This window comes from Streptomyces sp. L500 (assembly GCF_054551825.1).
This window is the reverse complement of sequence record NZ_JBTOLC010000012.1, coordinates 41587-66026: the sequence shown is the minus strand read 5'-3', so window position 1 is coordinate 66026 and position 24440 is coordinate 41587. Positions and strand designations below refer to the sequence as shown.

Here is a 24440-nt window from a genome sequence, read left to right as displayed (position 1 = left end):
GGGGCCCGGGGCCCCGGCAGGGGGCGCCCCGCCACGCTCTAGGCTGGGGGCGTGACGGACTCCGAGCGCCCCCTGCCGCCCGGCCCCCGGGCCTGGGCCTGGTCGACGACCGACTCGCCCGTGGGTCCCCTGGGCCTCGCCGCGACCCCGGACGGCCTGCTGACCGTCGTCTTCCACGCCGACGCCAACAGGACCGAGCGGACCCTGTCCGAGCTGGAACGGCACCTGGGCACCGCCCCCGCGACGGCGCCCTCCGCCTGCCACGACCTCCTCGCCGAGGCCGTGGACCAGCTCCGGGACTACTTCGCGGGCCGCCTCCGCGCCTTCTCCGTGCCCCTGGACTGGTCCCTCACCTCCGGCTTCAACCGCCGCACCCTGCGCGAGCTCCTCGCCCACGTCCCCTACGGCACCGTCGTCGCCTACCAGGACCTCGCCACCCGCCTGGGCGACCCCGGCGCGGCCCGCGCGGTGGGCACGGCCATGGGAAGCAATCCGCTGCCCATCGTCGTCCCCTGCCACCGCGTCATCGGGAGCGACGGCGGCCTGGGCGGCTTCGGCCCGGGCCTGGAGGCCAAGCGGGTCCTGCTGTCGCTGGAGGGCGTCCTCCCGGAACCGCTGTTCTGAGGCCCGCCCCCGAGGGATCCTGGAAACGGGAGATGGTGCGCCATGCGTACGGGCAACGAACCGATGACGGCGCGCAGCCCGCTGCGGCTGCGGTTCGGGCTGGCGTCCTTCGGGCTGGTGTGGACGGCCGCCGGGACGGCGTTCTTCGCGCTGGCGGGGCGGCCGGGGTGGGCGATCGCGTGCGGGGTGGTGATGCTCGTGACCGTGATCGACCTGGTCGTGATCATCCGGCACATCCGGCAAGGGCCGCACTACCAGCCCGGCCGGGACGTCCCGCCGTATGAGGCCGTCAGGAACACAAACCACCCCGGAGAGGGAAAAGGGCAGCCCTAGCCCTCCGCGGCCGCGCGAGCCTCACGACGGGCCCGGCGGCTCGGCGCGGGCCGCCAGGAAGCGGCGCGCCTCGGCCGTCCCCCGCTCCCGCTCCTCCGGCGAGAGGCGTTCCCAGGCCGCCCGGGCGGTCTCCACGCTCTCGGTGAGCGCTTCCGAGTACGCGCCCACCCGCACCGCCTCGTGGAGGCGCATCCGGCCGGAGAGGACCTCCTGGGCCATCTCCCGCAGGACCTCACCGCCGCTGCCGTCGGCGAGGTGCCGGAGCGCCTCGTGGACGACGCGGGCCCGGGCCCGGTCGCGGCCCGGGGTCACGAACTCCTCGAATCCGACGTGCTGTTCCGGCATCGCCCGGCCCTTTCTTTTTGTTCCGGCGTCAGACGGCCGGGTGGTCGTAACCCGTACGCGGCAGCGGAAAGGCACCGAGCGAGGCCGCGATCTCGCCACCGGTCCGCCCGATCGCCGCGCAGCTGACGTTCATGGCCACCTGCGCCGCGTTGAGGAGATTGGTCATCGCGGCCCATTCCGCGAGGATGGTCTTCGCCTCGGCGGCGCCGAGCGCGTACCCCATCGCGGCGCCCCATCCGGTCCATCCGGAGGCGGCGGAGGCCGCGACGGCGATGGAGACGGTGATGAGCGCGTCGAGGATCGCGCTGACGCACGCGGCGACGGCCTCGCCGGTGTACGCCACCGAGCGGGCGATCTCCCGGTATTCGTCGTCGATCGCGTACAGGGCGTCCCGCGCGTCCTCCAGGTTCTTGCGCAGGGCGTCGAAGTAGCCGTGCGCGGCGTCGGCCGCGTTCCCCTGCCAGGTCGCGCGGACGGCGCCGGTGCCGGAGCCGAGGTTCCGGGCGAGGTCGTCGCAGGAACGGCCCAGGTTCCGCCAGACGTCGGCGCAGCGCGCGTACGACTCCCAGTCCCCGGCGAGGGCGTGCTTCGCGTATTCCATCGGGTCGCCCGGCACCATCAGCTCGGCCAGTTTCAGGAACCATCCGGCCGGGCTGAGGAAATCCCCGACGTCGTTGACGGGTTTCAGCGGATGGACGAACTCCGCGGGCTTTTGGGGCGGGGTGAGGTGGCGGGTCGGCTCGGCCACGTCGGCAAAGACCATGTCGGCGAAGTCCATGTCCGGGTCAGCGCCTCGCCCGGCCGTAGGCCGCGTCCGTCTCTGCGGCGACTCCGAGGTCGGTGCGCCGGTAGTACGAGGCGGCGGCGTCCAGTTCCCGCGCCGATTCCCGGAGCACGGCGGTCAGCCGGTCGAGGGTGCGCAGCACGGTGTCCCGTACGTCGGCGTGCTGCCCCGCGAGTAATCCCAGCAGCCCGTGTTCCATGAAGTCGAAGGAGGTGAATCCCCTGGTGTAGGAGGTCATTTCCGAGGCGTCCTCCGCGCCCCGGCCCACCTGCCGGGAGAATTCCTCCAACCATTCCGTCTCCACCCGAAGTCGCCCGGACACGGCAGCCCTTTCCCTTTCGAAATGAACTCGGAGGTCGAAATGACCTCGGGGGTCGAAATGAACTCGGAGGCCCGAACGGGCGTCACGGCGATACGCACGCCAGCAAGAAGCAGGCCAGCATGCCCACGCCTCCCACCCGGCGCAGCCACCGGACGTGTTCGGCCACCATGGCCCCGCGCAGCATTTCCCGCACCGCCTTGAACTGGCCGGCGGTTCTGGGGTGGAATCCGGCGACGGTGATCAGGACACCGTGGGCCATGACGGGAAGCGCCATGAAGAGCAGGATCAGCCACCCCCAGAACGCACGCGCGCTGACCAGCGAGTAGGAGCCCCATTCCCGGTACACCTTCACCCGCTCGCCGGGAACGTACGGCCCGTCGATCTCCGCGTCCGTGCGCACCGCGCCACCGTCCAGAGGGCGGAACACGCCGTCACAGCTGGTGCCTTCGTGGCCGCTGCCCTGCCGGGTGACCCGGCAGTGGCCGATGGTCATGGTCCCCTGGTGGTCCGCGTAGCCGGCGGCCTTCACCGCGGACGTGGCGGTGAACTCCATGAGCAGCAGTCCGGCCGCGACGAGGCAGACCCCGCCGAGGCGGGTCTTGAACCTCGGCCGGGGAGTGGGCGCGAAGGGGCTCGCGCCGAGCAGTTCCGGCATGGCCATGGTCGTCGTTCCCCCTCGGAGCAGCCGCGCGGTGACGCCGTTCGAGGCGACACGCTAGCGACGCGGAGAGGGGTGCCGTCGCGGTACGCGCGGCCACCGGCCGCCGGGTACGGGCCCGGAAGGCCCGCACCAAGGGCTCACCGGGGGCCGTCGCCTACCGGCGGGGCGCGCCACGGTCTCACCCGATCTGATGAACGACTCAGTCGGAGTGCGTCGCCGCCCGCTCGCGCAGTTGCTCCCAGACGGCCCTGACCTGGGGCTCCAGCGCCTCCAGCGGGCCGTCGTTGTCGATGACCAGGTCCGCGACGGCCAGTCGCTCCTCGCGGGTGGCCTGGGCCGCCATCCGGGCGCGGGCCTCGTCGGGGGTCATGCCGCGCAGCCGGACGAGCCGGTCCAGCCGGGTCTCGGTGCCGGCGTCGATGACGACCACCAGGTCGTAGAGGGGGGCGAGCCCGTTCTCGGCGAGGAGGGGCACGTCGTGGACGACGACGGCGTCCGGGCCGGCGGCGGCCTCCAGTTCGGCCGAGCGGGCGCGCACGAGGGGGTGCACGATGGCGTTGAGGGCGGCGAGCCGGCCCTTGTCGGCGAAGACGATCGCACCCAGCGCGGGCCGGTCGAGGGCGCCTTCCGCGGTGAGGACGCCGGGGCCGAACTCGGCGACGACCGCCGCCAGTCCGGGCGTGCCCGGCTCCACCACTTCCCGCGCGATGCGGTCCGAGTCGACGACGACCGCTCCGTAGGACGCGAGGAGCCGCGACACCTCGCTCTTGCCCGCGCCGATCCCGCCCGTGAGGCCCACCTTCAGCATGGGCCCCACGCTATCGGGCGAGGTGTCAGCGGCCGCCGTCGCCCTCCCTGTCGGCGAGGAAACGCTCGAATTCGGCGCCCAGTTCATCGGCGGAGGGCAGTTCGACCGGCTCGGCGACGAGATTGCCCCGGGTCTCGGCCCCGGCCACCGCGTCGTACTGGTGCTCAAGGCCCCGGACGAGCGTGATCAGCTCTTCGTCGCCCTCGCCGAGCTGGCGCTCGATCTCCTCCTGGGTGCGGTGCGCCGCGGTGCGCAGGGCGTGCGCGGCGTCGGGCAGGACGAGCCCCGTGGCGGCGGTGACCGCCTCCAGGGCCGTCAGCGCCGCGTCGGGGTAGGACGAGCGGGCGACGTAGTGCGGGACGTGGGCGGCGACGCCCAGGACGTCGTGGCCGGCCTCCGCGAGGCGGTACTCGACGAACGACTCGGCGCTGCCGGGCACCTGGGCCTCGTCGAAGTAGCTGCGGTGACCGGGCATCAGGTCGGTGCGGTTGCCGTGCGGGGTGATGCCGACGGGCCGGGTGTGGGGGACGCCCATGGGGATGCCGTGGAAGTTGACGGACAGCCGTACGCCGAGCCGCTCCACGAGCAGGCGTACGGCGGCGGCGAAGCGCTCCCACTCCACGTCCGGCTCGGGGCCGGTGAGCAGGAGGAACGGGGCGCCCGTGGCGTCCTGCACCAGGTACAGCTCCAGCTTCGGCGTCTCGTAGGCGGTCCAGCGGTCGCGCTGGAACGTCAGCAGGGGGCGCCGCGCGCGGTAGTCGATGAGCCGGTCGTGGTCGAAGCGGGCCACGACCTGGTGCGGCAGGTCGCCCAGCAGCCGCTTGACGATCAGCTCGCCCGTCTCACCGGCGTCGATGTAGCCCTCGAAGTGGTAGAGCATGACCAGTCCGGCCGTGTCCTGGGCAAGAGCCAGGTCGGCGACGGCGAGCCCCTTGGGCTCCCATTCGTACAAACCCTGCGGATCCAACACGGTGACCGTTCCTCCTCATGTTCCTTGAGGGAGAACGTTCTTGGGGACCGCGACCATTCCCGTCCGGGCCGGAGCACGGGGGTGAAAAAGGGGCGGCAGACGCGCGTAAGGCCCGCTCTCCAAGGAGAGCGGGCCTTACATCGGTCAGCTATTCAGCTGAGCGCGGTCGGTCAGAGCCTCAGCTCTGGCCGCCGGCGAGCTTCTCGCGCAGGGCGGCGAGAGCCTCGTCCGACGCCAGGGCGCCGGAGGTGTCGGCCGACTCCGAGGAGTACGAGCCACCGGCCGGAGCGGCCTGGGCAGCGGCCTGGTCACCGGCGGCGGCAGCCTCGGCGTCCGCCTCGCGGGACTTGATGACCTGCGCCTGGTGCTGCTCGAAGCGCTGCTGCGCCTCGGCGTACTGGCGCTCCCACTCCTCGCGCTGCTTCTCGTAACCCGGCAGCCAGTCGTTGGCCTCGGGGTCGAAGCCCTCGGGGTAGATGTAGTTGCCCTGGTCGTCGTAGGACGCGGCCATGCCGTACAGGGTCGGGTCGAACTCGACCACGGACGGGTCGGCACCGAAGGACTCGTTGGCCTGCTTCAGCGAGAGGCTGATGCGACGACGCTCGAGGTCGATGTCGATGACCTTGACGAAGATCTCGTCGTTGACCTGGACGACCTGCTCCGGGATCTCCACGTGGCGCTCGGCCAGCTCGGAGATGTGGACCAGGCCCTCGATGCCCTCGTCGACGCGCACGAACGCACCGAACGGAACGAGCTTGGTGACCTTACCCGGGACGACCTGACCGATCTGGTGGGTCCGGGCGAACTGCTGCCACGGGTCTTCCTGGGTGGCCTTGAGCGACAGGGAGACGCGCTCGCGGTCCATGTCGACGTCCAGGACCTCGACCGTGACCTCCTGGCCGACCTCGACGACCTCGGACGGGTGGTCGATGTGCTTCCAGGACAGCTCGGAGACGTGGACGAGACCGTCGACGCCACCCAGGTCCACGAAGGCACCGAAGTTGACGATGGAGGAGACGACGCCGGAGCGCACCTGACCCTTCTGGAGGGTGGTGAGGAAGGTCTGACGGACCTCGCTCTGGGTCTGCTCCAGCCAGGCGCGGCGGGACAGGACCACGTTGTTGCGGTTCTTGTCCAGCTCGATGATCTTGGCCTCGAGCTCCTTGCCCACGTAGGGCTGGAGGTCGCGGACACGACGCATCTCGACCAGGGAGGCCGGCAGGAAGCCACGGAGGCCGATGTCGAGGATGAGACCACCCTTGACGACCTCGATGACGGTACCGGTGACGATGCCGTCCTCTTCCTTGATCTTCTCGATGGTGCCCCAGGCGCGCTCGTACTGGGCGCGCTTCTTCGAGAGGATCAGGCGGCCTTCCTTGTCCTCCTTCTGGAGAACCAGGGCCTCGATCTCGTCGCCGACCTTGACGACCTCGTTCGGGTCGACGTCGTGCTTGATCGAGAGCTCGCGGGAGGGGATGACACCCTCGGTCTTGTAACCGATGTCGAGCAGGACCTCGTCCCGGTCGACCTTCACGATGACGCCGTCGACGATGTCGCCGTCGTTGAAGTACTTGATCGTCTCGTCGATCGCGGCGAGGAAGGCTTCCTCGTTACCGATGTCGTTGACCGCAACCTGCGGGGTGGTGGCGGTGGTCTCGGTGCTGCTCGTCATGTGGGAAAGGGCTCCGGTACGGACATTGAAGTCGTAGGTACTGCTACGCCGAGAGCCCGTATCACACTGCCGAAGCCGGACAGCCTTGGAGGCGCACTCTCCGTGAAGAGCTTTTGACCCGGCGGAACCGGGAGCGCCTCGACAACCGAGGGGACATACAACAAGTGCGAGCGCGACCTGCTCCGTCTGAGGCGCGCAGGCTCGCAGCGCAACTTGTAGCATACGGGGGCAGCCGGACACGGTCAATGCGCGAAGGCGCACACCCGGGACGAATCGCGGTAAATCCGGCACAACTCGGGTTGTGCGAGGCCACGGGGGTCCCGAAGCGCCCCGGCGCGCCACCCCCGGGCGGCCCCGCCGACCCCTTGGCGTCACGCTCCGGAGGGGAACCTGCGAAGATCGTGTCCCCGTGACGCGTCGACCCGCCTCCGAGCCCGCCGCGCACCACCGACCGACCACCCCACCGCCGGCCGGCACACGGCCCAGGCGCGACCGCCGGGATGATCAGATGATCCAAGAATACGAGCCCGAGGCCACCCGCCGTGAGACCGGCGAGGCCGAGAGCAGCCGGGCCAGTCGTGGCTGGTGGGACCGGAACGCCGACGAGTACCAGAACGAGCACGGCGGCTTCCTCGGCGACGACCGCTTCGTCTGGGGGCCGGAGGGCCTCGACGAGGCGGAGGCCGCCCTGCTGGGCCCGGCGGAATCGCTCAGGGGCCGCGACGTCCTGGAGATCGGCGCCGGCGCCGCCCAGTGCTCGCGCTGGCTGGCCGCGCGGGGCGCCCGCCCGGTGGCCCTCGACCTCTCCCACCGGCAGCTCCAGCACGCCCTGCGGATCGGCGTGGACTTCCCCCTCGTGGAGGCCGACGCCTGCGCCCTGCCCTTCGCGGACGGCTCCTTCGACCTGGCCTGCTCCGCGTACGGCGCGGTGCCGTTCGTCGCCGACCCGGTGCGGCTGATGCGCGAGGTGCGGCGGGTGCTGCGGCCGGGGGGCCGCTGGGTGTTCTCGGTGACCCACCCCATCCGCTGGGCGTTCCCGGACGAGCCCGGGCCCGAGGGGCTGTCCGTCGCCGCGTCCTACTTCGACCGCACGCCGTACGTGGAACAGGACGAGACGGGCCGGGCGGTGTACGTGGAGCACCACCGGACGGTCGGGGACCGGGTGCGGGATGTCGTGGCCGCGGGCTTCCGGCTGGTCGACCTGGTCGAGCCGGAGTGGCCCGCGTGGAACCAGCAGGAGTGGGGTGGCTGGTCCCCGCTGCGGGGGCATTTGATTCCGGGGACGGCGATCTTCGTGTGCGAGTAGCCCTGCGGGCTGCTTATGGGGAGACGGCCGTTTGTCGGCTGCCGGCCGTCCGTGGCTAGGCGCGCAGTTCCCCGCGCCCCTGACGGGGCGCATCCGCCGGTGGGCGAGACTTGGCGTGTGATCCGCACCGACGTCCTCGAACAGCTGCCCGTACGCGCCGCCCTGCCCTCCCTTGTCCATGCCCTGGACGGGCACGGTGCGGCCGTGCTGTGCGCGCCGCCCGGGACCGGGAAGACGACGCTCGTACCGCTCGCGCTGGCGGGGCTGACCGGCTCCGGGCCCGTGCGCCGCGTCCTGGTCGCCGAGCCCCGCCGGATCGCCGCGCGCGCCGCCGCGCGGCGGATGGCGTGGCTGCTGGGCGAGGAGGTCGGCGGGAAGGTCGGCTTCACCGTGCGCGGCGAGCGCCGGGCCGGGCCCTCGACCGTGGTGGAGGTCGTCACCACCGGTGTCCTGCTCCAGCGCCTCCAGCGCGACCCGGAGCTCGCCGGCGTCGACGTCGTCGTGCTCGACGAGTGCCACGAACGCCACCTGGACGCCGACACCGCCGCCGCCTTCCTCCTGGACGTCCGGGCCGCGCTGCGCCCGGAGCTGCGGCTGGTGGCCGCGTCGGCGACGACGGACGCCGAGGGCTGGGCGCGGCTGCTGGGCGGCGCGCCGGTGGTGGAGGCGGCGGGGGTGTCGCACCCCGTGGAGGTGGTGTGGGCGCCGCCGGAGCGCGCGATACGGCCGCCGCACGGCATGCGCGTGGATCCGGCGCTGCTGGAGCACGTGGCGGCCGTGGTGCGGCGGGCGCTGCGCGAGCGGGAGGGCGACGTGCTCTGCTTCCTCCCCGGCGTGGGCGAGATCGGCCGGGTGGCGGGTCTGCTGGGCGGGGCGCCCGGCGGGGCCGAGGTGCTCCAGGTGCACGGGCGGGCCCCGGCCGCCGTGCAGGACGCGGTGCTGGCCGGTGGCACCGGGACGCGGCGCGTGGTGCTGGCGACCTCGGTGGCCGAGTCGAGCCTGACCGTGCCGGGCGTACGGGTCGTCGTGGACGCCGGGCTGGCCCGGGAGCCGCGCATGGACCACGCCCGGGGGCTGAGCGCGCTGACGACCGTACGGGCGTCCCGCGCGTCCGGCCGCCAGCGGGCGGGCCGCGCGGGGCGCGAGGCCCCGGGGGCGGTGTACCGCTGCTGGACGGAGGCGGACGAGACGCGGCTGCCCGCGTTCCCGGCGGCGGAGATCACGGTGGCGGACCTGACGGCGTTCGCCCTGCAGGCGGCCTGCTGGGGCGATCCCGACGCGACCGGCCTCGCGCTGCTCGACGCCCCGCCGGCCGGCGCCCTGGCGGCCGCGCGGTCGGTGCTCGCGGCCACCGGCGCGGTGGACGCCGACGGGCGGCCGACCGACCGGGGCCGGCGCATGGCGCGCCTGGGCGTGCACCCCCGGCTCGCACGCGCCCTGCTGGACGGCGCGCGCGAGGTCGGCGCACGCCGGGCGGCGGAGGTCGTGGCGCTGCTGAGCGAGGAACCGCCGAGGGAGTACGGGGACGATCTGGCGGCGGCGTGGCGCTCCGCCCGGCGCGGGAACGACGCCTACGGCTCCCGCTGGCGCGTGGAGGCGCGCAGGCTGGAGAGCGCGCTGCGGAGCGTCTCCGAGGAGCCCGCCGCGGCCGCGTCCCGTGCGGACAGCGACGACGCCGTCGCCGGCCTGATCGCCGCGCTCGCATTCCCCGAGCGGGTGGCGCGGCTGCGCGGCGGGGCCTCGTACCTGATGGTGTCCGGCACCGGCGCCGAGCTGGGTGACGGGTCCCGGCTGCGCACCGCGCCCTGGCTCGCGGTGGCCGTCGCGGACCGGCCCGTCGCCGCCGCGTCGGCGCGGGTGCGGCTGGGCGCGGTGATCGACGAGGAGACGGCGCGGGCCGCCGCCGGGTCGCTGCTCGACGAGGGCGACGAGGTGCGCTGGTCGGAGGAGCGGCGCGACGTCGTGGCGCGCCGCGTGGCCCGGCTGGGCGCGGTGGAGCTGACGGCGAGCGTGCTGAGCGCGCCGGACCGGGGGCTGGTGCGGGCGGCGCTGCTGGAGGGGCTGCGCCGCGAGGGCCTGGGGTTGCTGCGGTGGGGCGCGGAGGCGGCGGCGCTGCGGCAGCGGCTGGCGTTCCTCCGCCGTGAGCTGGGCGAGCCGTGGCCGGACGTGTCCGACGAGGCGCTGCTGGCGCGGGCGGACGAATGGCTGGGCGTGGAGCTGGACCGGGCCCGCAGGCGCGCGGATCTGGAGCGGCTGGACGCGGGGGCGGCGCTGGAGCGACTGCTGCCGTGGGCGAGCGGTGACGCCGTGCGGCTGGCCGAGCTGGCGCCGGAGCGCATCGAGGTGCCGAGCGGCTCACGGATCCGGGTGGACTACGGCGGTGAGCAGCCCGTGCTGGCGGTCAAGCTCCAGGAGCTCTTCGGGCTGCACGAGACGCCCCGGGTCGCGGGAGGGCGGGTGCCCGTGCTCGTCCATCTGTTGTCCCCGGCGGGGCGTCCGGCGGCGGTCACCGCGGATCTGGCGTCGTTCTGGCGGGACGGCTACCGGTCCGTACGGGCCGAGCTGCGCGGCCGGTATCCGCGGCACCCCTGGCCGGAGGACCCGGCCACGGCCACCGCGACGCGGCGCGCCAACGCCAGGCGCTAGCGCGTCGCCTCGCGGATGACCGTGCGTGGTCGTCCCGTCCGCTTCGTGGTGCGTCCCGTCCGCCGGCCCCGTCGTCAGGGGAGGTACCGCTCCAGGGCGGCGGCTCCCTTTTCCTCTATGTGGCGCCTGGCCGCCTCGACGCGTTCGGGGGTCACGTCATGGCCGGAGGCCATGACGAGGTCCTCGGGGTCGAAGGGCCGCTCGCCGCCGGTGTAGAGCCGGCTGGGGCGGGACGGGGTGGACGCGTCCTCCGGGGAATCCTTCACGGCGGGCCTCCTCTGCTCAGGCGACCTCTTTCGGGGTCACCCGTTCGGGTTTCCCTCCATCGTGTGCCCGGTCCGCCGCGATCGCACGCCGATCTCGGGCCTCCAGGGCGAGGGAGAGCGCGAGCAGGACGCCGCCGAGGCCGAGGAGGCCCCAGGGGAGGTAGCTGGTGAGCAGGAGGACCAGCTGCCGTTGGGAGGCCACGAGGGCGACGGTCGAGTCGACGTAGTCGGGGCGCATCTTCACATGGCCGGAGAAGGCGGGGATCGGTTCCTTGCCGGGGGCGCCGGTCCAGCGCATCTCCTCGCGGTGGATCTCCTCGCCGTTGACGGGGGCGCCGGTGACGGGGTCGATCCAGAACATGCGCCGGGTGGTGTACCAGCGTTCCAGGCCGAGCCGGCGGACGGTGTCGGGGCTGATGCCGAGCGGCAGCTTCCTGGGCAGGGGCACCTTCGTCCAGGGGATCGTCTGCTCGAAGTAGTAGACGTCCAGGCCGTGGAAGACGCGGGTGCCCTTGTAGTGGATGGGCGCGGAGGTGCGGGTCATCAGGTCGAAGTAGCGGTAGTCGCGTCTCTCGACGAGGAACGGCCATTTGAACTCGATGCCGTCGCGGCGCACCGGGGTGCCGTCGACGTGTTCGCCGCCCGCGTGGACGGGTTCCTGGCTGTGGGCGTCGAAGACGTACCGTTCGGGGATCATGGAGACCATGGCACCGTCGGGTCCGGCGGCGTAGGAGAGGGTGTCCCAGACGACGACGTCGCGGCCGGTCTCGGCGCCGACCTCCCGGGCCTTCTCGACGTTGCCCTTGAGGGTCTGGACCACGGTGAGGCGGGGGACGGTGCGGGGCTTGAGGGTGCCGTAGTCGATGAGGGTGGCGTTCTCGGCCTCCATGACGACGGTCCGGTATTGGCCGGCCGGGACCTTGGCGAGGCGGGGGAAGGCGTACCAGCGCAGCAGGGGTGACAGCGCGGTGCAGAAGACCGCGAAGGCCAGCAGTACGAGGCTCGCCCGTCGGCGCATGGCGGCGCTCCGCTAGGGCCGGGCGGGGGCGGAGGTGAGCAGGGGCTCGGGGGAGGTCTCGCCCCGGGGCGGGCCGACGGCCGTGACGGCGAGGACGAGGGCGAGGGCCGCGGCCAGTCCGATGGCCGCGGCGGCCAGTGCGCGCATGCGGAGCCTCCCGGCGGATTCCCCTCACCTGACGAGACGTCAGGTGAGGGGGCACGGTAGCAACGCCCGGCGCCGAAGAGAACAACGCCGTACGGCCCGCCCCCGGCGAACGATCGCCGGGGACGGGCCGTACGACACCCGGTACGCGGGGCGTCAGTGCGCGGCGGACTCCCAGTCCCCGCCGACGCCCACCGACACGTCCAGCGGGGCGCGCAGCTCGACGGCGCCGGCCATCTCGCGACGGACCAGCTCCTCGACCTTCTCCCGCTCCCCCGGCGCGATCTCCAGCACAATTTCGTCGTGCACCTGGAGCAGCATCCGGGAGGTGAGCTTCTCCGCCGCCAGGGCCTCGGCCACCCGCAGCATCGCGATCTTGACGATGTCGGCGGCCGTGCCCTGGATCGGGGCGTTCAGCGCCATCCGCTCGGCCATCTCGCGCCGCTGCCGGTTGTCGCTGTTGAGATCCGGCAGGTAGCGGCGCCGACCCAGCATCGTCTCGGTGTAGCCCGTGGCACGGGCCTCCTCGACGACGCGCTGGAGGTAGTCGCGCACACCGCCGAACCGCTCGAAGAACGTGTCCATCAGACGACGCGCCTCGTCCGGCATGATGTTCAGCTGCTGCGAGAGCCCGAACGCCGACAGCCCGTACGCCAGGCCGTACGACATCGCCTTGATCTTCCGGCGCATCTCCGGGTCGACCTCGCTCTTGGCGACGCCGAACACCTGGGAGGCGACCGTCGTGTGGAGGTCCTCACCGGAGGTGAACGCCTCGATCAGGCCCTCGTCCTCCGAGAGGTGGGCCATCACCCGCAGCTCGATCTGGCTGTAGTCGGCGGTCATCAGAGACTCGAAGCCCTCACCGACCACGAAACCCCGGCGGATGGCCCGGCCCTCGTCCGTCCGCACCGGGATGTTCTGGAGGTTGGGGTCGGTGGAGGACAGCCGGCCCGTGGCCGCCACGGTCTGGTTGAACGTGGTGTGGATCCGGCCGTCGGCGGCGATCGCCTTGATCAGGCCCTCGACCGTGGACCGCAGCTTGGACTGCTCACGGTGCCGCAGCATGATCACCGGCAGCTCGTTGTCCGTCTGCGCGGCGAGCCAGGCCAGCGCGTCCGCGTCCGTGGTGAAGCCCGTCTTGGTCTTCTTCGTCTTCGGCAGGCCCAGCTCACCGAAGAGGACCTCCTGCAGCTGCTTGGGCGAGCCCAGGTTGAACTCGCGGCCCGCCGCCAGATGCGCCGACTCCACCGCCTGCTGCACGGCCGCGGCGAACTGCTGCTCCATGCGCTCCAGCCAGCCCCGGTCGGCGGCGATGCCCGCCCGCTCACAGGCGGACAGCACGGCACTCGTCGGCAGCTCCACATCGGCCAGCAGCCGCGCCGCGCCCACCTCCTCGACCCGCCCGGCGAACGCGCCGCCCAGATCCAGCACGGTACGGGCCCGGCCCATCAGCGCGTCCGCCTCGGCCTGCTCGTCGGCCCCGAAGGCCAGCTGGCCGTCACCGGCCGCGGCCGTCGCCAGCTCGCGCCCCAGGTACTCCACCGACAGCGCGTCCAGCGCGAACGACCGGCGCCCCGGCTTGACCAGGTACGCGGCCAGCGCCGTGTCCATCGTCACGCCCTCGACCGACCAGCCGTGATCGGCGAAGACCCGCATCGCGGCCTTCGCGTCGTGCATCACCTTCGGACGCGCCGGGTCCGCGCTCCACTCGGCGAACGCCCGCTCGTCGGCCTCGTCCAGCTCCGCCGGGTCGAACCACGCGGCCGGGCCCTCACCCGTCGCCAGCGCGATCTCCGCGACCCGGCCACTGCCCTTCGCCCACGAATCCGTGATCGCCACACCCAGCGGGCCCGCGCCGTGCTCGGCCAGCCACGGGGCCAGGGCGCCCGTGCCCAGCACCACGCCGTCGACCTCGGCGCCCGCCTCCGGGGCCGCCTCCTCGGCCGAGTCGGCGCCCGGGTCGGCCGCCAGCAGCCGGTCCCGCAGACCCTGGTTACGGATCTCCAGGCCCTCCAGGAACGTCACCAGCGCGTTCCGGTCGTAGGCCCGGCGCTCCAGATCGTCCGGATGCGTGGACAGCGCCACGTCCCGCACCATCTCGGTCAGCCGGCGGTTGAGCTTGACCGCCTCCAGATGGTCGCGCAGATTCTGCCCGGCCTTGCCCTTGACCTCGTCGACCCGCTCGACGAGCTCCGCGAACGAACCGAACTGGTTGATCCACTTCGCTGCCGTCTTCTCACCGACACCCGGGATGCCCGGCAGATTGTCCGACGGGTCGCCGCGCAGCGCCGCGAAGTCCGGATACTGCGACGGGGACAGCCCGTACTTCTCCTGGACCTTCTCCGGAGTGAAGCGCGTCAGCTCCGAGACGCCCTTCGTCGGGTACAGCACCGTGACCGCGTCGGTGATCAGCTGGAAGGAATCGCGGTCGCCCGTGACGATCGAGACCTCGAAGCCCTCGGCCTCCGCCTCCGTCGCCAGCGTGGCGATGACGTCGTCGGCCTCGAAGCCGTCCACGGCGAAACGCCGCACGTTCATCGCGTCCAGCAGCTCACCGATCAGCTTCACCTGACCCTTGAACTCGTCCGGCGTCGCCGAACGCGTCGCCTTGTACTCGGGGAACTCCTCCGAGCGCCACGTCTTCCGCGACACGTCGAACGCCACCGCGAAATGCGTGGGCCGCTCATCACGCAGCGTGTTGGCCAGCATCGACGCGAAGCCGTACACCGCGTTCGTCGTCTGACCGGCAGACGTCGTGAAGTTCTCGGCGGGCAGCGCGAAGAACGCCCGGTACGCCATGGAGTGCCCGTCCATCAACAGCAGACGGGGACGGCCTCCCCCGGCGTCGCCGGTCGGGTCGTTCGCTTCGGTCGGGGTATTCGATGCCTTGGATGCCACGCCCCCGATCCTGCCACGCCCCACTGACAATCCCGACCGCCCCGCACACCGGTCACCCTCACCACCGCCACCGTCCCGGCCCCGTGACAGGATCGGCCCGTACGCCCGTCCCAAGATCCACCGACCGCTCAAGGGAGAGCGAGATGGCAGGCAAGCCGCCCACCGGCGACCCCGTACAGGACGCGCCCAGCGTCACCGCCCCGCAGCACGCCGCCGCCGGGCTTCCCGCCATCGCCCACTCACTGCGCATGGCCCACGAGCAGATGGGCGTCCGCCGCACCGCCCTGACCCTCCTCAAGGTCAACCAGAAGAACGGCTTCGACTGCCCCGGCTGCGCCTGGCCCGAGCCCGACAAGCGCCACGCCGCCGAATTCTGCGAGAACGGCGCCAAAGCCGTCGCCGAGGAAGCCACCCTCCGCCGCGTCACCCCGGCCTTCTTCGCCGCCCACCCCGTCGCCGACCTCGCCGAGCGCAGCGGCTACTGGCTCGGCCAGCAGGGCCGCCTCACCCACCCCATGTACCTCGCCGAGGGCGCCACCGGCTACGAACCCGTCACCTGGGAACGCGCCTTCGACATCATCGCCGAGGAACTCCAGGCCCTCGCCACCCCCGACGAAGCCGTCTTCTACACCTCCGGCCGCACCAGCAACGAAGCCGCCTTCCTCTACCAGCTCTTCGCCCGCGAGTTCGGCACCAACAACCTGCCGGACTGCTCCAACATGTGCCACGAGTCCTCCGGCTCCGCCCTCACCGAGACCATCGGCATCGGCAAGGGCAGCGTCCTGCTGGACGACCTCTACAAGGCCGACCTGATCATCGTCGCCGGCCAGAACCCCGGCACCAACCACCCCCGCATGCTCAGCGCCCTGGAGAAGGCCAAGCGCGGCGGCACCCGGATCATCACCGTCAACCCGCTCCCCGAAGCGGGCCTGGAACGCTTCAAGAACCCCCAGAACGCCCGCGGCCTCGCCGCCGGCGGCACCGCCCTCACCGACCTCTTCCTCCAGATCCGCCTCGGCGGCGACCAGGCCCTCTTCCGCCTCCTCAACCGCCTGATCCTGGAGACCGAAGGCGCCGTCGACACCGCCTTCGTCGACGAGCACACCCACGGCTTCGAGGACTTCGCCCACGCCGCCCGCACCGCCGACTGGGACGAGACCCTCCGCGCCACCGGACTGCGCCGCGAGGAGATCGAAACCGCCCTGCGCATGGTCCTGGACTCCCGGCGCGTCATCGTCTGCTGGGCCATGGGCCTCACCCAGCACAAGCACGCCGTCCCCACCATCAAGGAAGTCGTCAACTTCCTCCTGCTGCGCGGCAACATCGGCCGCCCCGGCGCCGGCGTCTGCCCCGTCCGCGGCCACAGCAACGTCCAGGGCGACCGCACCATGGGCATCTTCGAACGCCCCGCCCCCGCCTTCCTCGACGCCCTCGAGAAGGAATTCGGCTTCACGCCGCCGCGCGAACACGGCCTCGACGTCGTCCGCGCCATCCGCGCCCTGCGCGACGGACAGGCCAAGGTCTTCTTCGCCATGGGCGGCAACTTCGTCTCCGCCACACCCGACACCGACGTCACGGAAGCCGCCGTCCGACGCGCCCGGCTCACCGTGCACGTCTCCACCAAGCTCAACCGCTCCCACGTGATCACCGGCGCCCGCGCCCTGATCCTCCCCACCCTCGGCCGCACCGAACGGGACCGCCGGCACGCCGGCGACCAGTTCGTCACCGTCGAGGACTCCATGGGCATGGTCCACGCCTCCCGCGGCCGCCTCGAACCCGCGAGCCCCCAGCTCCTCTCCGAGCCCGCCATCGTCTGCCGCCTCGCCCGCCGCACCCTCGGCGAGGCCAGCCCCACGCCCTGGGAGGACTTCGAACGCGACTACGCGACGATCCGCGACCGCATCGCCCGCGTCATCCCCGGCTTCGAGGACTTCAACGCCCGCGTCGCCCGCCCCGGCGGCTTCACCCTCCCCCACGCCCCCCGCGACGCCCGCCGCTTCCCCACCGCGACCGGCAAGGCCAACTTCAGCGCCACCCCCGTCGAGTACCCGCGGGTGCCCGAAGGACGGCTGCTGCTGCAGACCCTGCGCTCCCACGACCAGTACAACACCACCATCTACGGCCTCGACGACCGCTACCGCGGCATCAAGAACGGCCGCCGCGTCGTCCTCCTCCACCCCGACGACGCCCGCGAGCACGGCCTGGCCGACGGGGCGTACGCCGATCTCGTCAGCGAGTGGACCGACGGCACCGAACGCCGCGCGCCCGGCTTCCGCGTCGTCCACTACCCCACCCCGCGCGGCTGCGCGGCCGCCTACTACCCCGAGACGAACGTGCTCGTCCCGCTCGACCACACCGCCGACACCAGCAACACGCCCGCCAGCAAGTCGGTCGTCATCCGGCTCGAGCCGGCGGCCGCGCCCGCGGGCGTTAACGGCAGTTGACGACAGGACGGTCCGGCTGAAAAAACGTTCACAACACAATGACCACGGGCGATCGGAGCCGCAGCACATGGGCGAGCACAGCAAGACCACGTTCCCGCAGGACATCCTCGACCAGTGGGCCGACAGCGGACTCGACCTCAACGCCCTGTTCTCCGCCGGCCACCTGGGCGAGCGGATGAGCGTCACCGTCGTCGAGGCCTCCCCCGAACGCGTCGTCGGCACCATGCCCGTCGAGGGCAACACCCAGCCCTACGGCCTGCTGCACGGCGGCGCCTCCGCCGTCCTCGCCGAGACCCTGGGCTCGGTGGGCGCCATGCTCCACGGCGGACCCACCCGGATCGCCGTCGGCGTCGACCTCAACTGCACCCACCACCGCGGCGTCCGCTCCGGCCTCGTCACCGGCGTCGCCACCCCCGTCCACCGCGGCCGCACCTCCGCCACCTACGAGATCGCCATCACCGACGAGCAGGACCGCCGCGTCTGCTCCGCCCGCCTCACCTGCGTCATCCGCGAGCAGACGGCCGGCTGACGGACGCACCCCACCCTTGACGACGGCCGGCCGCGGAACCCCGCGGCCGCCCGTCGCGCATCCGGACACCCGACGACGACCGAAAAGCGGAGTGTGATCTCCGTCATAACAAGAAAGTCACAGCATCGGCGCCACCTCTGCCCGATCCCCGCGCCCACCCCCTACAGTCGCGGCACATCGTGACCGCCGGGCCGTTCGTCCAGCACACCGCAGCCATCCCGCACAGCACCTTCCCACCCCGCGCCCGAAGCCGCCCGGCGAGTGACACGGCACCTCTCCAGAGGCCACCGCGCCAGGGAAAGGACCCAGCGTGCGCCACCGCTCCCTCGCCATCCTCACCGCCGCGCTCACCACCGGAGCCCTCGCCCTCACCGCCTGCGGATCACGCGACGCCGGCGCCGGCAAGGACAACGGCTCCGGCGACGGCGGCGCGAAGACCACCGTGACCATCGGCGTCGACGCCCCGCTGACCGGCTCGCTCTCCCCCTTCGGGCAGGGCATCAAGAACTCCGTCGACCTCGCCGTACGCACCGCCAACAAGAACAACGAGGTCAAGGGCGTCACCTTCCGGACCACCGCCCTCGACGACCAGGCCGTCCCCGGCACCGGACAGCAGAACGCCGCCAAACTCGCCGCCGACAAGGACGTCCTCGGCGTCGTCGGCCCCATGAACTCCGGCGTCGCCCAGTCCATGCAGGGCGTCTTCGAGAAAGCCGGCCTCACCCTGGTCTCCCCCGCCAACACCAACCCCGCCCTCACCCAGGGCGACAACTGGGCCAAGGGCGAGAAGAACCGTCCCTTCAAGACCTACTTCCGCACCGCCACCACCGACATCATCCAGGGCCGCTTCGCCGCCCAGCACCTCTACAAGGAAGCCAAGAAGAAAAAGGCCTTCGTCGTCGACGACAAACAGACCTACGGAGTCGGCCTCGCCACCATCTTCGCCGAGGAATTCAAACGCCTCGGCGGCGAGATCGCCGGCACCGACCACCTCACCGTCAAGGAGACCGACTTCTCCGGCATCGCCAACAAGATCAAGAACTCCGGAGCCGACGCCGTCTACTTCGGCGGCCAGTTCCCCGAAGCCGGCCTCCTCTCCGACCAGGTCAAGAAGGCCGGCGCCCGCATCCCCCTCATGGGCGGCGACGGCATCTACAACCCCGGCTTCATCACCGCCTCCGGCGAACCCAACGACGGCGACCTCGCCACCTCCGTCGGCTACCCCGTCGAAGAACTCGACTCCGCCAAGAAATTCGTCCAGGGCTACAAGGACGCCGGCTACAAGGACGCCTACGCCACCTACGGCGGATACTCCTACGACGCCGCCTGGGCCATCGTCCAGGCCGTCAAGAAGACCGTCGAGGACAACAACGGCAAACTCCCCGCCGACGCCCGCGACAAAGTCCGGGACGCCATGGCCAAGGTCTCCTTCGACGGCGTCACCGGAAAAGTCTCCTTCGACCAGTACGGCGACACCACCAACAAACAGCTCACCGTCTACCAGGTCGTAGGCGAGACCTGGAAATCCCTCAAGAGCGCCACCTTCCAGGACTGACCGGGCCACCCGCGCGAAGGCACCCGCACCCGCGCACCCTCGCGCGGCACCGTCCACCACACCCCACGGGGAGGCACGCGGTGCACGAACTGCCGCAGACACTGGTCAGCGGACTCGCACTGGGAACGCTCTACGGCCTCATCGCCATCGGCTACACGATGGTCTACGGCATCGTCCAGCTCATCAACTTCGCCCACGGCGAGATCGTCATGATCGGAGGCTTCGGCGCCCTCACCGTCCGGCTCTGGCTCCCCGACACCGTCCCCCTCACCGCCGCCCTCCCCCTCATGCTCCTCGGCGGCGCCCTCACCTCCGTCGCCGTCGCCACCGCCGCCGAACGCTTCGCCTACCGCCCCCTCCGCGACGCCCCCCGCCTCGCCCCCCTCATCACCGCGATCGGCCTGTCCATCGCCCTCCAGCAACTCGTCTGGGCCTTCTACCCCGACGCCAAGAAATCCCGCAGCTTCCCGCAGTTCCACGGCGACGCCTTCGCACTCACCGGCAACGTCCACCTCCAGCGCGACGACGTCTTCGTCCTCGTCGCCGCCCCCCTGTGCATGCTCGCCCTCGGCCTCTTCGTCGCCAAGAGCCGCACCGGACGCGCCATGCAGGCCACCGCCCAGGACCCCGACACCGCCCGGCTCATGGGCATCGACACCGACCGGATCATCGTCCTCGCCTTCGCCATCGGCGGCGCCTTCGCGGCCGTCGCCGCCGTCGCCCAAGGACTCCGCGCCGGACAGATCAACTTCGAGATGGGCTTCATCCTCGGCCTCAAGGCCTTCACCGCCGCCGTCCTCGGCGGCATCGGCAACATCTATGGCGCCATGCTCGGCGGCGTCGTCCTCGGCATCGCCGAAACCGCCTCCACCACCTACATCCAGCACATCCCCGGAATGCAGCAGCTCGGCGGCGGAGGCTGGAAGGACGTCTGGGCCTTCGTCCTGCTCATCGTCGTCCTCCTCGTGCGGCCACAAGGACTGCTCGGCGAACGCGTCGCGGATCGGGCGTGAGACCCATGACCCCACAACACCACCGGACCGACGCCGACGCCGACGCCGGCACCGGCCACCGCGCCGTCCCCCGGCTCGGTCTTCCCCTCATCCCTCTGCCCGCCACCACCGCCAAGATCCTCACGGCCGGCGGAGCACTCCTCACCCTCCTCTCCACCTTCCTCCCCTGGACCTGGACCCGCGCCTTCCCCGGCAACCTCACCGTCACCGGCTACCCCGGCGGCCTCCAGATCCTCACCCTCACCGGCGCGGCGCTCACCCTGGCCCAAGTCCTCGCCACTCCCGCCCCAACCGGCCTCCCCGGGCTCCGGTGGCTCAACCCCTCCGGCCGCCACACCGCCACCCTCCTCCTGGCCGCCGGCACCCTGGCCACCACCTGGTACACCCTCATCGCCATCGCCGCCCGCCTCGGCGGACTCGTCAACCTCGAACCCGGCGGCTACCTCGCCGGAGCGGCCGCCCTCACCACCCTCACCGGCGCCCTCGCCCTCCCCCACACCCCCGCACGCCCCCTACCGCCGGCCCGCGCCCTCCCCGCATGGGCCGAAATCGCCGTCATCGCCGCCGTGTTCGGACTCGCCCTCCGCGTCCTCACCTACGGCATCGGCACCGCCTACGGCGAACTCTTCACCGGCTTCCTCCTGCTCACCGGCTTCACCACCGCCGCCCTCTCCGCCGGCGGACTGGGCGCCCGGCTCACCGCCCTCACCCACCGGCACCGCCGCGTCACCCTCACCGCGGCCCTCGTCACCGCCGTCCTCTTCCCCCTCACCCAGGACACCGACGAATACACCCTCATCATCGTCAACATCCTCATCTTCGCCACCGTCGCCCTCGGCCTGAACGTCGTCGTCGGCCTCGCCGGCCTCCTCGACCTCGGCTATGTGGCGTTCCTCGGCGTCGGCGCCTACACCGCCGCCCTCGTCTCCGGCTCCACCGCCTCCACCCTCCACATCCACTTCCCCTTCTGGGCCGCCGTCCTCACCGGCGCCGCCGCCTCCCTCGTCTTCGGCGTCGTCATCGGCGCCCCCACCCTCCGGCTCCGCGGCGACTACCTCGCCATCGTCACCCTCGGCTTCGGCGAGATCTTCCGCATCACCGTCGGCAACCTCAACGGAGAATCCGGCCCCTCACTCACCAACGGCCCCAACGGCATCCCCAACATCCCCGACCTCGTCATCCTCGGCTACGACTTCGGCGCCAAACACTCCCTCGGCAGCCTCACCCTCACCCCCTTCGCCAACTACTACCTCCTGATGCTCTTCTTCACCGCCCTCGTCGTCCTCGTCTTCAGCCGCGCCGGAAACTCCCGCATCGGCCGCGCCTGGGTCGCCATCCGCGAGGACGAAACCGCCGCCACCGCCATGGGCATCAACGGCTTCCGCCTCAAACTCATCGCCTTCGCCCTCGGCGCCACCCTCGCCGGACTCGCCGGCACCGTACAGGCCCACGTCGCCTACACCGTCGTTCCCGAGCAATACGTCTTCGCCGGACCCGTACCGCCCAACTCCGCGTTCCTGCTGGCCGCCGTCATCCTCGGCGGCATGGGCACCATCACCGGCCCCCTCCTCGGCGCCGCGCTGCTCTACCTCATCCCCGCCAAACTCCAGTTCCTCCAGGACTACCAGCTCCTCGCCTTCGGCCTCGCCCTCATCCTCCTCATGCGCTTCCGGCCCGAAGGAATCATCCCCAACCGCCGCCGGCAGCTGGAGTTCCACGAAGCCTCGACCGACCCGGGCCCGGGCGCCGACGGCATCCGGCTCACCAAGGCGGAGGCATAGCCACCATGACGACCACGACCGCCACCGCGGCCCCCGTCCTCACCGCCACCGGCGTCACCATGCGCTTCGGCGGACTCACGGCCGTACGAGCCGTCGACCTCACCGTCCGGGAAGGTCAGATCGTCGGACTCATCGGCCCCAACGGCGCCGGAAAAACCACCTTCTTCAACTGCCTCACCGGCCTCTACACCCCCACCGAAGGCACCGTCACCTACCGCGACACCGTCCTCCCGCCCAAACCCCACCTCGTCACCCAGGCCGGCATCGCCCGCACCTTCCAGAACATCCGCCTCTTCGCCAATATGACCGTCCTCGAAAACGTCCTCGTCGGCCGCCATACCCGCACCAAAGAGGGCCTCCTCTCCGCCCTCCTCCGCGGCCCCGCCTTCCGCCGCGCCGAAAAGGCGTCCGAGGACCGCGCCATGGAACTCCTCGCATTCACCGGCCTCGCCGCCAAACGCGACCACCTCGCCCGCAACCTCCCCTACGGCGAACAACGCAGACTCGAAATAGCCCGCGCCCTCGCCAGCGACCCCGGCCTGCTCCTCCTCGACGAACCCACCGCCGGAATGAACCCCCAAGAGACCCGCGACACCGAAGGGCTCGTCCTCGCCATCCTCGACCAGGGCACCGCCGTCCTCGTCATCGAGCACGACATGCGCTTCATCTTCAACCTCTGCGACCACGTGGCCGTGCTGGTACAAGGCGAGAAACTCGTCGAAGGCACACCGGAAACCGTCCAACGCGACGAACGCGTCATCGCCGCCTACCTCGGCACCCCCTTCGACGGCGCACCCGGCGAGGCGGAAGCCGCGGAAGTACAGGCGGCCGAGGCCCACGCCGCAGAGGAGACCGACCGATGACCGCCCTCCTCGAAGTCGAGGACCTCCACGTCGCCTACGGCAAGATCGAAGCCGTCAAAGGCATCTCGTTCGCCGTCGACACCGGCCAGATCGTCACCCTCATCGGCACCAACGGAGCCGGCAAGACCACCACCCTCCGCACCCTCTCCGGCCTCCTCACCCCCCGCTCCGGCACCATCCGCTTCGACGGCCGCCCCCTCACCGGCATCCCCGCCCACCGCGTCGTCGCCCTCGGCCTCGCCCACTCCCCCGAAGGCCGCCACATCTTCCCCCGCCTCACCATCGCCGAGAACCTCCAGCTCGGAGCGTTCCTCCGCAAGGACGGCGACGGCATCGCCCACGACATCCGGCGCGTCTACGAGCTCTTCCCGATCCTCGGCGAACGCGCCAGGCAGCCGGCGGGCACCTTGTCCGGCGGCGAACAACAGATGCTCGCGATGGGACGAGCCCTCATGTCGCGCCCCAAGCTCCTCATGCTCGACGAGCCCTCCATGGGCCTCTCCCCGATCATGATGCGGAAGATCATGGACACCATCGCCGAGCTCAAGGCGAGCGGTACGACGATCCTCCTCGTCGAACAGAACGCCCAGGCAGCGCTGGGTCTCGCCGACCGGGGACACGTCATGGAGACGGGACGGATCGTCCTCTCCGGAACGGGGGCCGAGCTGCTCCACGACGAGTCGGTGCGCAAGGCGTACCTGGGCGAGGACTGACCTCTGCGCGCGCATGCGAAAGGGCCCGTGTCCGGCCTACCGGACACGGGCCCTTCACCGGGCGTTGATGCCTACTGCTCCTTGGCCGCCTTCTTCTCCCGGGCGTCCTCGATGACCGCCTCGGCCACCTGCTGCATGGACAGCCGGCGGTCCATCGACGTCTTCTGGATCCACCGGAACGCGGCGGGCTCGGTCAGCCCGTACTGCGTCTGGAGGATGCTCTTCGCCCGGTCTACGAGCTTCCGCGTCTCCAGCCGCTGCGCGAGGTCGGCGACTTCCTGCTCCAGCGCCTTCATCTCGGTGAAGCGGGAGACCGCCATCTCGATGGCGGGCACGACGTCGCTCTTGCTGAACGGCTTCACGAGGTAGGCCATGGCCCCGGCGTCCCGGGCCCGCTCCACGAGGTCGCGCTGCGAGAACGCGGTGAGCATCAGCACGGGGGCGATCGACTCGGACGCGATCCGCTCGGCGGCGGAGATCCCGTCGAGGACGGGCATCTTCACATCGAGGATCACCAGATCCGGCTTGTGCTCGCGGGCCAGCGCCACGGCGGTCTCACCGTCGCCCGCCTCACCGACGACGGAGTAGCCCTCTTCCTCGAGCATCTCCTTGAGGTCGAGACGGATCAGGGCCTCGTCCTCGGCGATCACGACACGGGTGACGTGCGGAGGGGTGTGCTGCGGCTCGTCGTCGACGGGCGGCGTGGGCTCGGCGGCGGTCACGGGTCTCCTTGCTCAAGCGGGGT

General features: G+C 71.6%; 23 protein-coding genes. 11 read left to right on the top strand and 12 right to left on the bottom strand.

The annotated features are described in order from the left end of the window. The first annotated feature begins 51 nt into the window (after positions 1-51). A complete protein-coding gene (locus ACX9I7_RS14245) occupies positions 52-624 on the top strand; it encodes a methylated-DNA--[protein]-cysteine S-methyltransferase (RefSeq protein ID WP_459387540.1) in 573 nt (190 codons plus the stop codon). A 42-nt stretch (positions 625-666) separates the two neighbouring features. Further along, positions 667-957 carry a DUF6343 family protein gene (locus ACX9I7_RS14240; protein WP_358238562.1) on the top strand — a complete coding sequence of 97 codons (291 nt, stop codon included), beginning with the start codon at positions 667-669 and terminating at the stop codon, positions 955-957. 21 nt (positions 958-978) lie between these two features. Here ACX9I7_RS14240 and ACX9I7_RS14235 read toward each other — a convergent pair whose 3' ends face one another. The 7 genes from ACX9I7_RS14235 to rpsA all read right to left on the bottom strand — a co-directional run bounded on the left by ACX9I7_RS14235 (position 979) and on the right by rpsA (position 6519). Next, positions 979-1302: a hypothetical protein gene (locus ACX9I7_RS14235; RefSeq protein WP_189455042.1), complete on the bottom strand. Its 324-nt coding sequence runs from the start codon at positions 1300-1302 to the stop codon at positions 979-981. A gap of 28 nt (positions 1303-1330) precedes the next feature. Next, entirely contained in the window at positions 1331-2080 is a 750-nt protein-coding gene (locus tag ACX9I7_RS14230) for a WXG100 family type VII secretion target (RefSeq protein ID WP_459387539.1), read from the bottom strand. Between the two features lie 7 nt (positions 2081-2087). Then, the gene (locus tag ACX9I7_RS14225) at positions 2088-2408 is read right to left on the bottom strand and encodes a type VII secretion target (RefSeq protein ID WP_459387538.1); all 321 of its coding nucleotides are present in this window, start codon (positions 2406-2408) and stop codon (positions 2088-2090) included. 82 nt (positions 2409-2490) lie between these two features. Beyond that, positions 2491-3069, bottom strand: a complete 579-nt coding sequence (locus ACX9I7_RS14220) for a hypothetical protein (protein WP_459387537.1) — start codon at positions 3067-3069, stop codon at positions 2491-2493. 199 nt (positions 3070-3268) lie between these two features. After that, on the bottom strand, positions 3269-3877 hold the full coding sequence (gene coaE / locus ACX9I7_RS14215; protein ID WP_459387536.1) for a dephospho-CoA kinase: 609 nt from the start codon (positions 3875-3877) through the stop codon (positions 3269-3271). A gap of 25 nt (positions 3878-3902) precedes the next feature. Next, positions 3903-4847: a PAC2 family protein gene (locus ACX9I7_RS14210; RefSeq protein ID WP_126913648.1), complete on the bottom strand. Its 945-nt coding sequence runs from the start codon at positions 4845-4847 to the stop codon at positions 3903-3905. Positions 4848-5025: 178 nt separating this feature from the next. Continuing rightward, positions 5026-6519: a 30S ribosomal protein S1 gene (rpsA, locus tag ACX9I7_RS14205; protein ID WP_189455052.1), complete on the bottom strand. Its 1494-nt coding sequence runs from the start codon at positions 6517-6519 to the stop codon at positions 5026-5028. A gap of 508 nt (positions 6520-7027) precedes the next feature. Here rpsA and ACX9I7_RS14200 point away from each other — a divergent pair. Next, positions 7028-7825, top strand: a complete 798-nt coding sequence (locus tag ACX9I7_RS14200; RefSeq protein ID WP_387577565.1) for a class I SAM-dependent methyltransferase — start codon at positions 7028-7030, stop codon at positions 7823-7825. 117 nt (positions 7826-7942) lie between these two features. Continuing rightward, on the top strand, positions 7943-10471 hold the full coding sequence (hrpB, locus tag ACX9I7_RS14195; RefSeq protein WP_459387535.1) for an ATP-dependent helicase HrpB: 2529 nt from the start codon (positions 7943-7945) through the stop codon (positions 10469-10471). Positions 10472-10545: 74 nt separating this feature from the next. Here the strand turns inward: hrpB and ACX9I7_RS14190 are convergent, their stop codons facing one another. The 4 genes from ACX9I7_RS14190 to polA all read right to left on the bottom strand — a co-directional run bounded on the left by ACX9I7_RS14190 (position 10546) and on the right by polA (position 14713). Beyond that, complete coding sequence (locus tag ACX9I7_RS14190) at positions 10546-10737, bottom strand: hypothetical protein (protein ID WP_126913652.1); 192 nt, start codon at positions 10735-10737, stop codon at positions 10546-10548. Between the two features lie 16 nt (positions 10738-10753). After that, positions 10754-11755, bottom strand: a complete 1002-nt coding sequence (locus ACX9I7_RS14185) for a DUF3068 domain-containing protein (protein ID WP_459387534.1) — start codon at positions 11753-11755, stop codon at positions 10754-10756. Positions 11756-11767: 12 nt separating this feature from the next. Next, the gene (locus ACX9I7_RS14180; RefSeq protein WP_189455060.1) at positions 11768-11902 is read right to left on the bottom strand and encodes an SPW_0924 family protein; all 135 of its coding nucleotides are present in this window, start codon (positions 11900-11902) and stop codon (positions 11768-11770) included. A gap of 153 nt (positions 11903-12055) precedes the next feature. Next, the gene (gene polA, locus ACX9I7_RS14175) at positions 12056-14713 is read right to left on the bottom strand and encodes a DNA polymerase I (protein WP_459387580.1); all 2658 of its coding nucleotides are present in this window, start codon (positions 14711-14713) and stop codon (positions 12056-12058) included. A 227-nt stretch (positions 14714-14940) separates the two neighbouring features. Between polA and ACX9I7_RS14170 the strand changes: the two genes are divergently transcribed. The 7 genes from ACX9I7_RS14170 to ACX9I7_RS14140 all read left to right on the top strand — a co-directional run bounded on the left by ACX9I7_RS14170 (position 14941) and on the right by ACX9I7_RS14140 (position 23695). Beyond that, positions 14941-17241, top strand: coding sequence for an FdhF/YdeP family oxidoreductase (locus ACX9I7_RS14170; RefSeq protein WP_387577559.1), 2301 nt, complete (start codon positions 14941-14943; stop codon positions 17239-17241). Between the two features lie 67 nt (positions 17242-17308). Beyond that, complete coding sequence (locus ACX9I7_RS14165) at positions 17309-17770, top strand: PaaI family thioesterase (RefSeq protein ID WP_126913656.1); 462 nt, start codon at positions 17309-17311, stop codon at positions 17768-17770. A gap of 310 nt (positions 17771-18080) precedes the next feature. Further along, complete coding sequence (locus tag ACX9I7_RS14160) at positions 18081-19325, top strand: branched-chain amino acid ABC transporter substrate-binding protein (protein WP_459387533.1); 1245 nt, start codon at positions 18081-18083, stop codon at positions 19323-19325. An 80-nt stretch (positions 19326-19405) separates the two neighbouring features. Further along, complete coding sequence (locus ACX9I7_RS14155; RefSeq protein WP_387577555.1) at positions 19406-20338, top strand: branched-chain amino acid ABC transporter permease; 933 nt, start codon at positions 19406-19408, stop codon at positions 20336-20338. Between the two features lie 5 nt (positions 20339-20343). Next, positions 20344-22119: a branched-chain amino acid ABC transporter permease gene (locus ACX9I7_RS14150; RefSeq protein ID WP_459387532.1), complete on the top strand. Its 1776-nt coding sequence runs from the start codon at positions 20344-20346 to the stop codon at positions 22117-22119. 5 nt (positions 22120-22124) lie between these two features. Beyond that, positions 22125-22982 carry an ABC transporter ATP-binding protein gene (locus tag ACX9I7_RS14145; protein WP_459387531.1) on the top strand — a complete coding sequence of 286 codons (858 nt, stop codon included), beginning with the start codon at positions 22125-22127 and terminating at the stop codon, positions 22980-22982. Then, positions 22979-23695, top strand: coding sequence for an ABC transporter ATP-binding protein (locus tag ACX9I7_RS14140; protein ID WP_459387530.1), 717 nt, complete (start codon positions 22979-22981; stop codon positions 23693-23695). Before ACX9I7_RS14145 ends, ACX9I7_RS14140 begins: the two co-directional genes overlap by 4 nt. Positions 23696-23766: 71 nt before the next feature. Here the strand turns inward: ACX9I7_RS14140 and ACX9I7_RS14135 are convergent, their stop codons facing one another. Further along, positions 23767-24417: an ANTAR domain-containing response regulator gene (locus ACX9I7_RS14135; protein WP_126913662.1), complete on the bottom strand. Its 651-nt coding sequence runs from the start codon at positions 24415-24417 to the stop codon at positions 23767-23769. Positions 24418-24440: the final 23 nt, after the last annotated feature.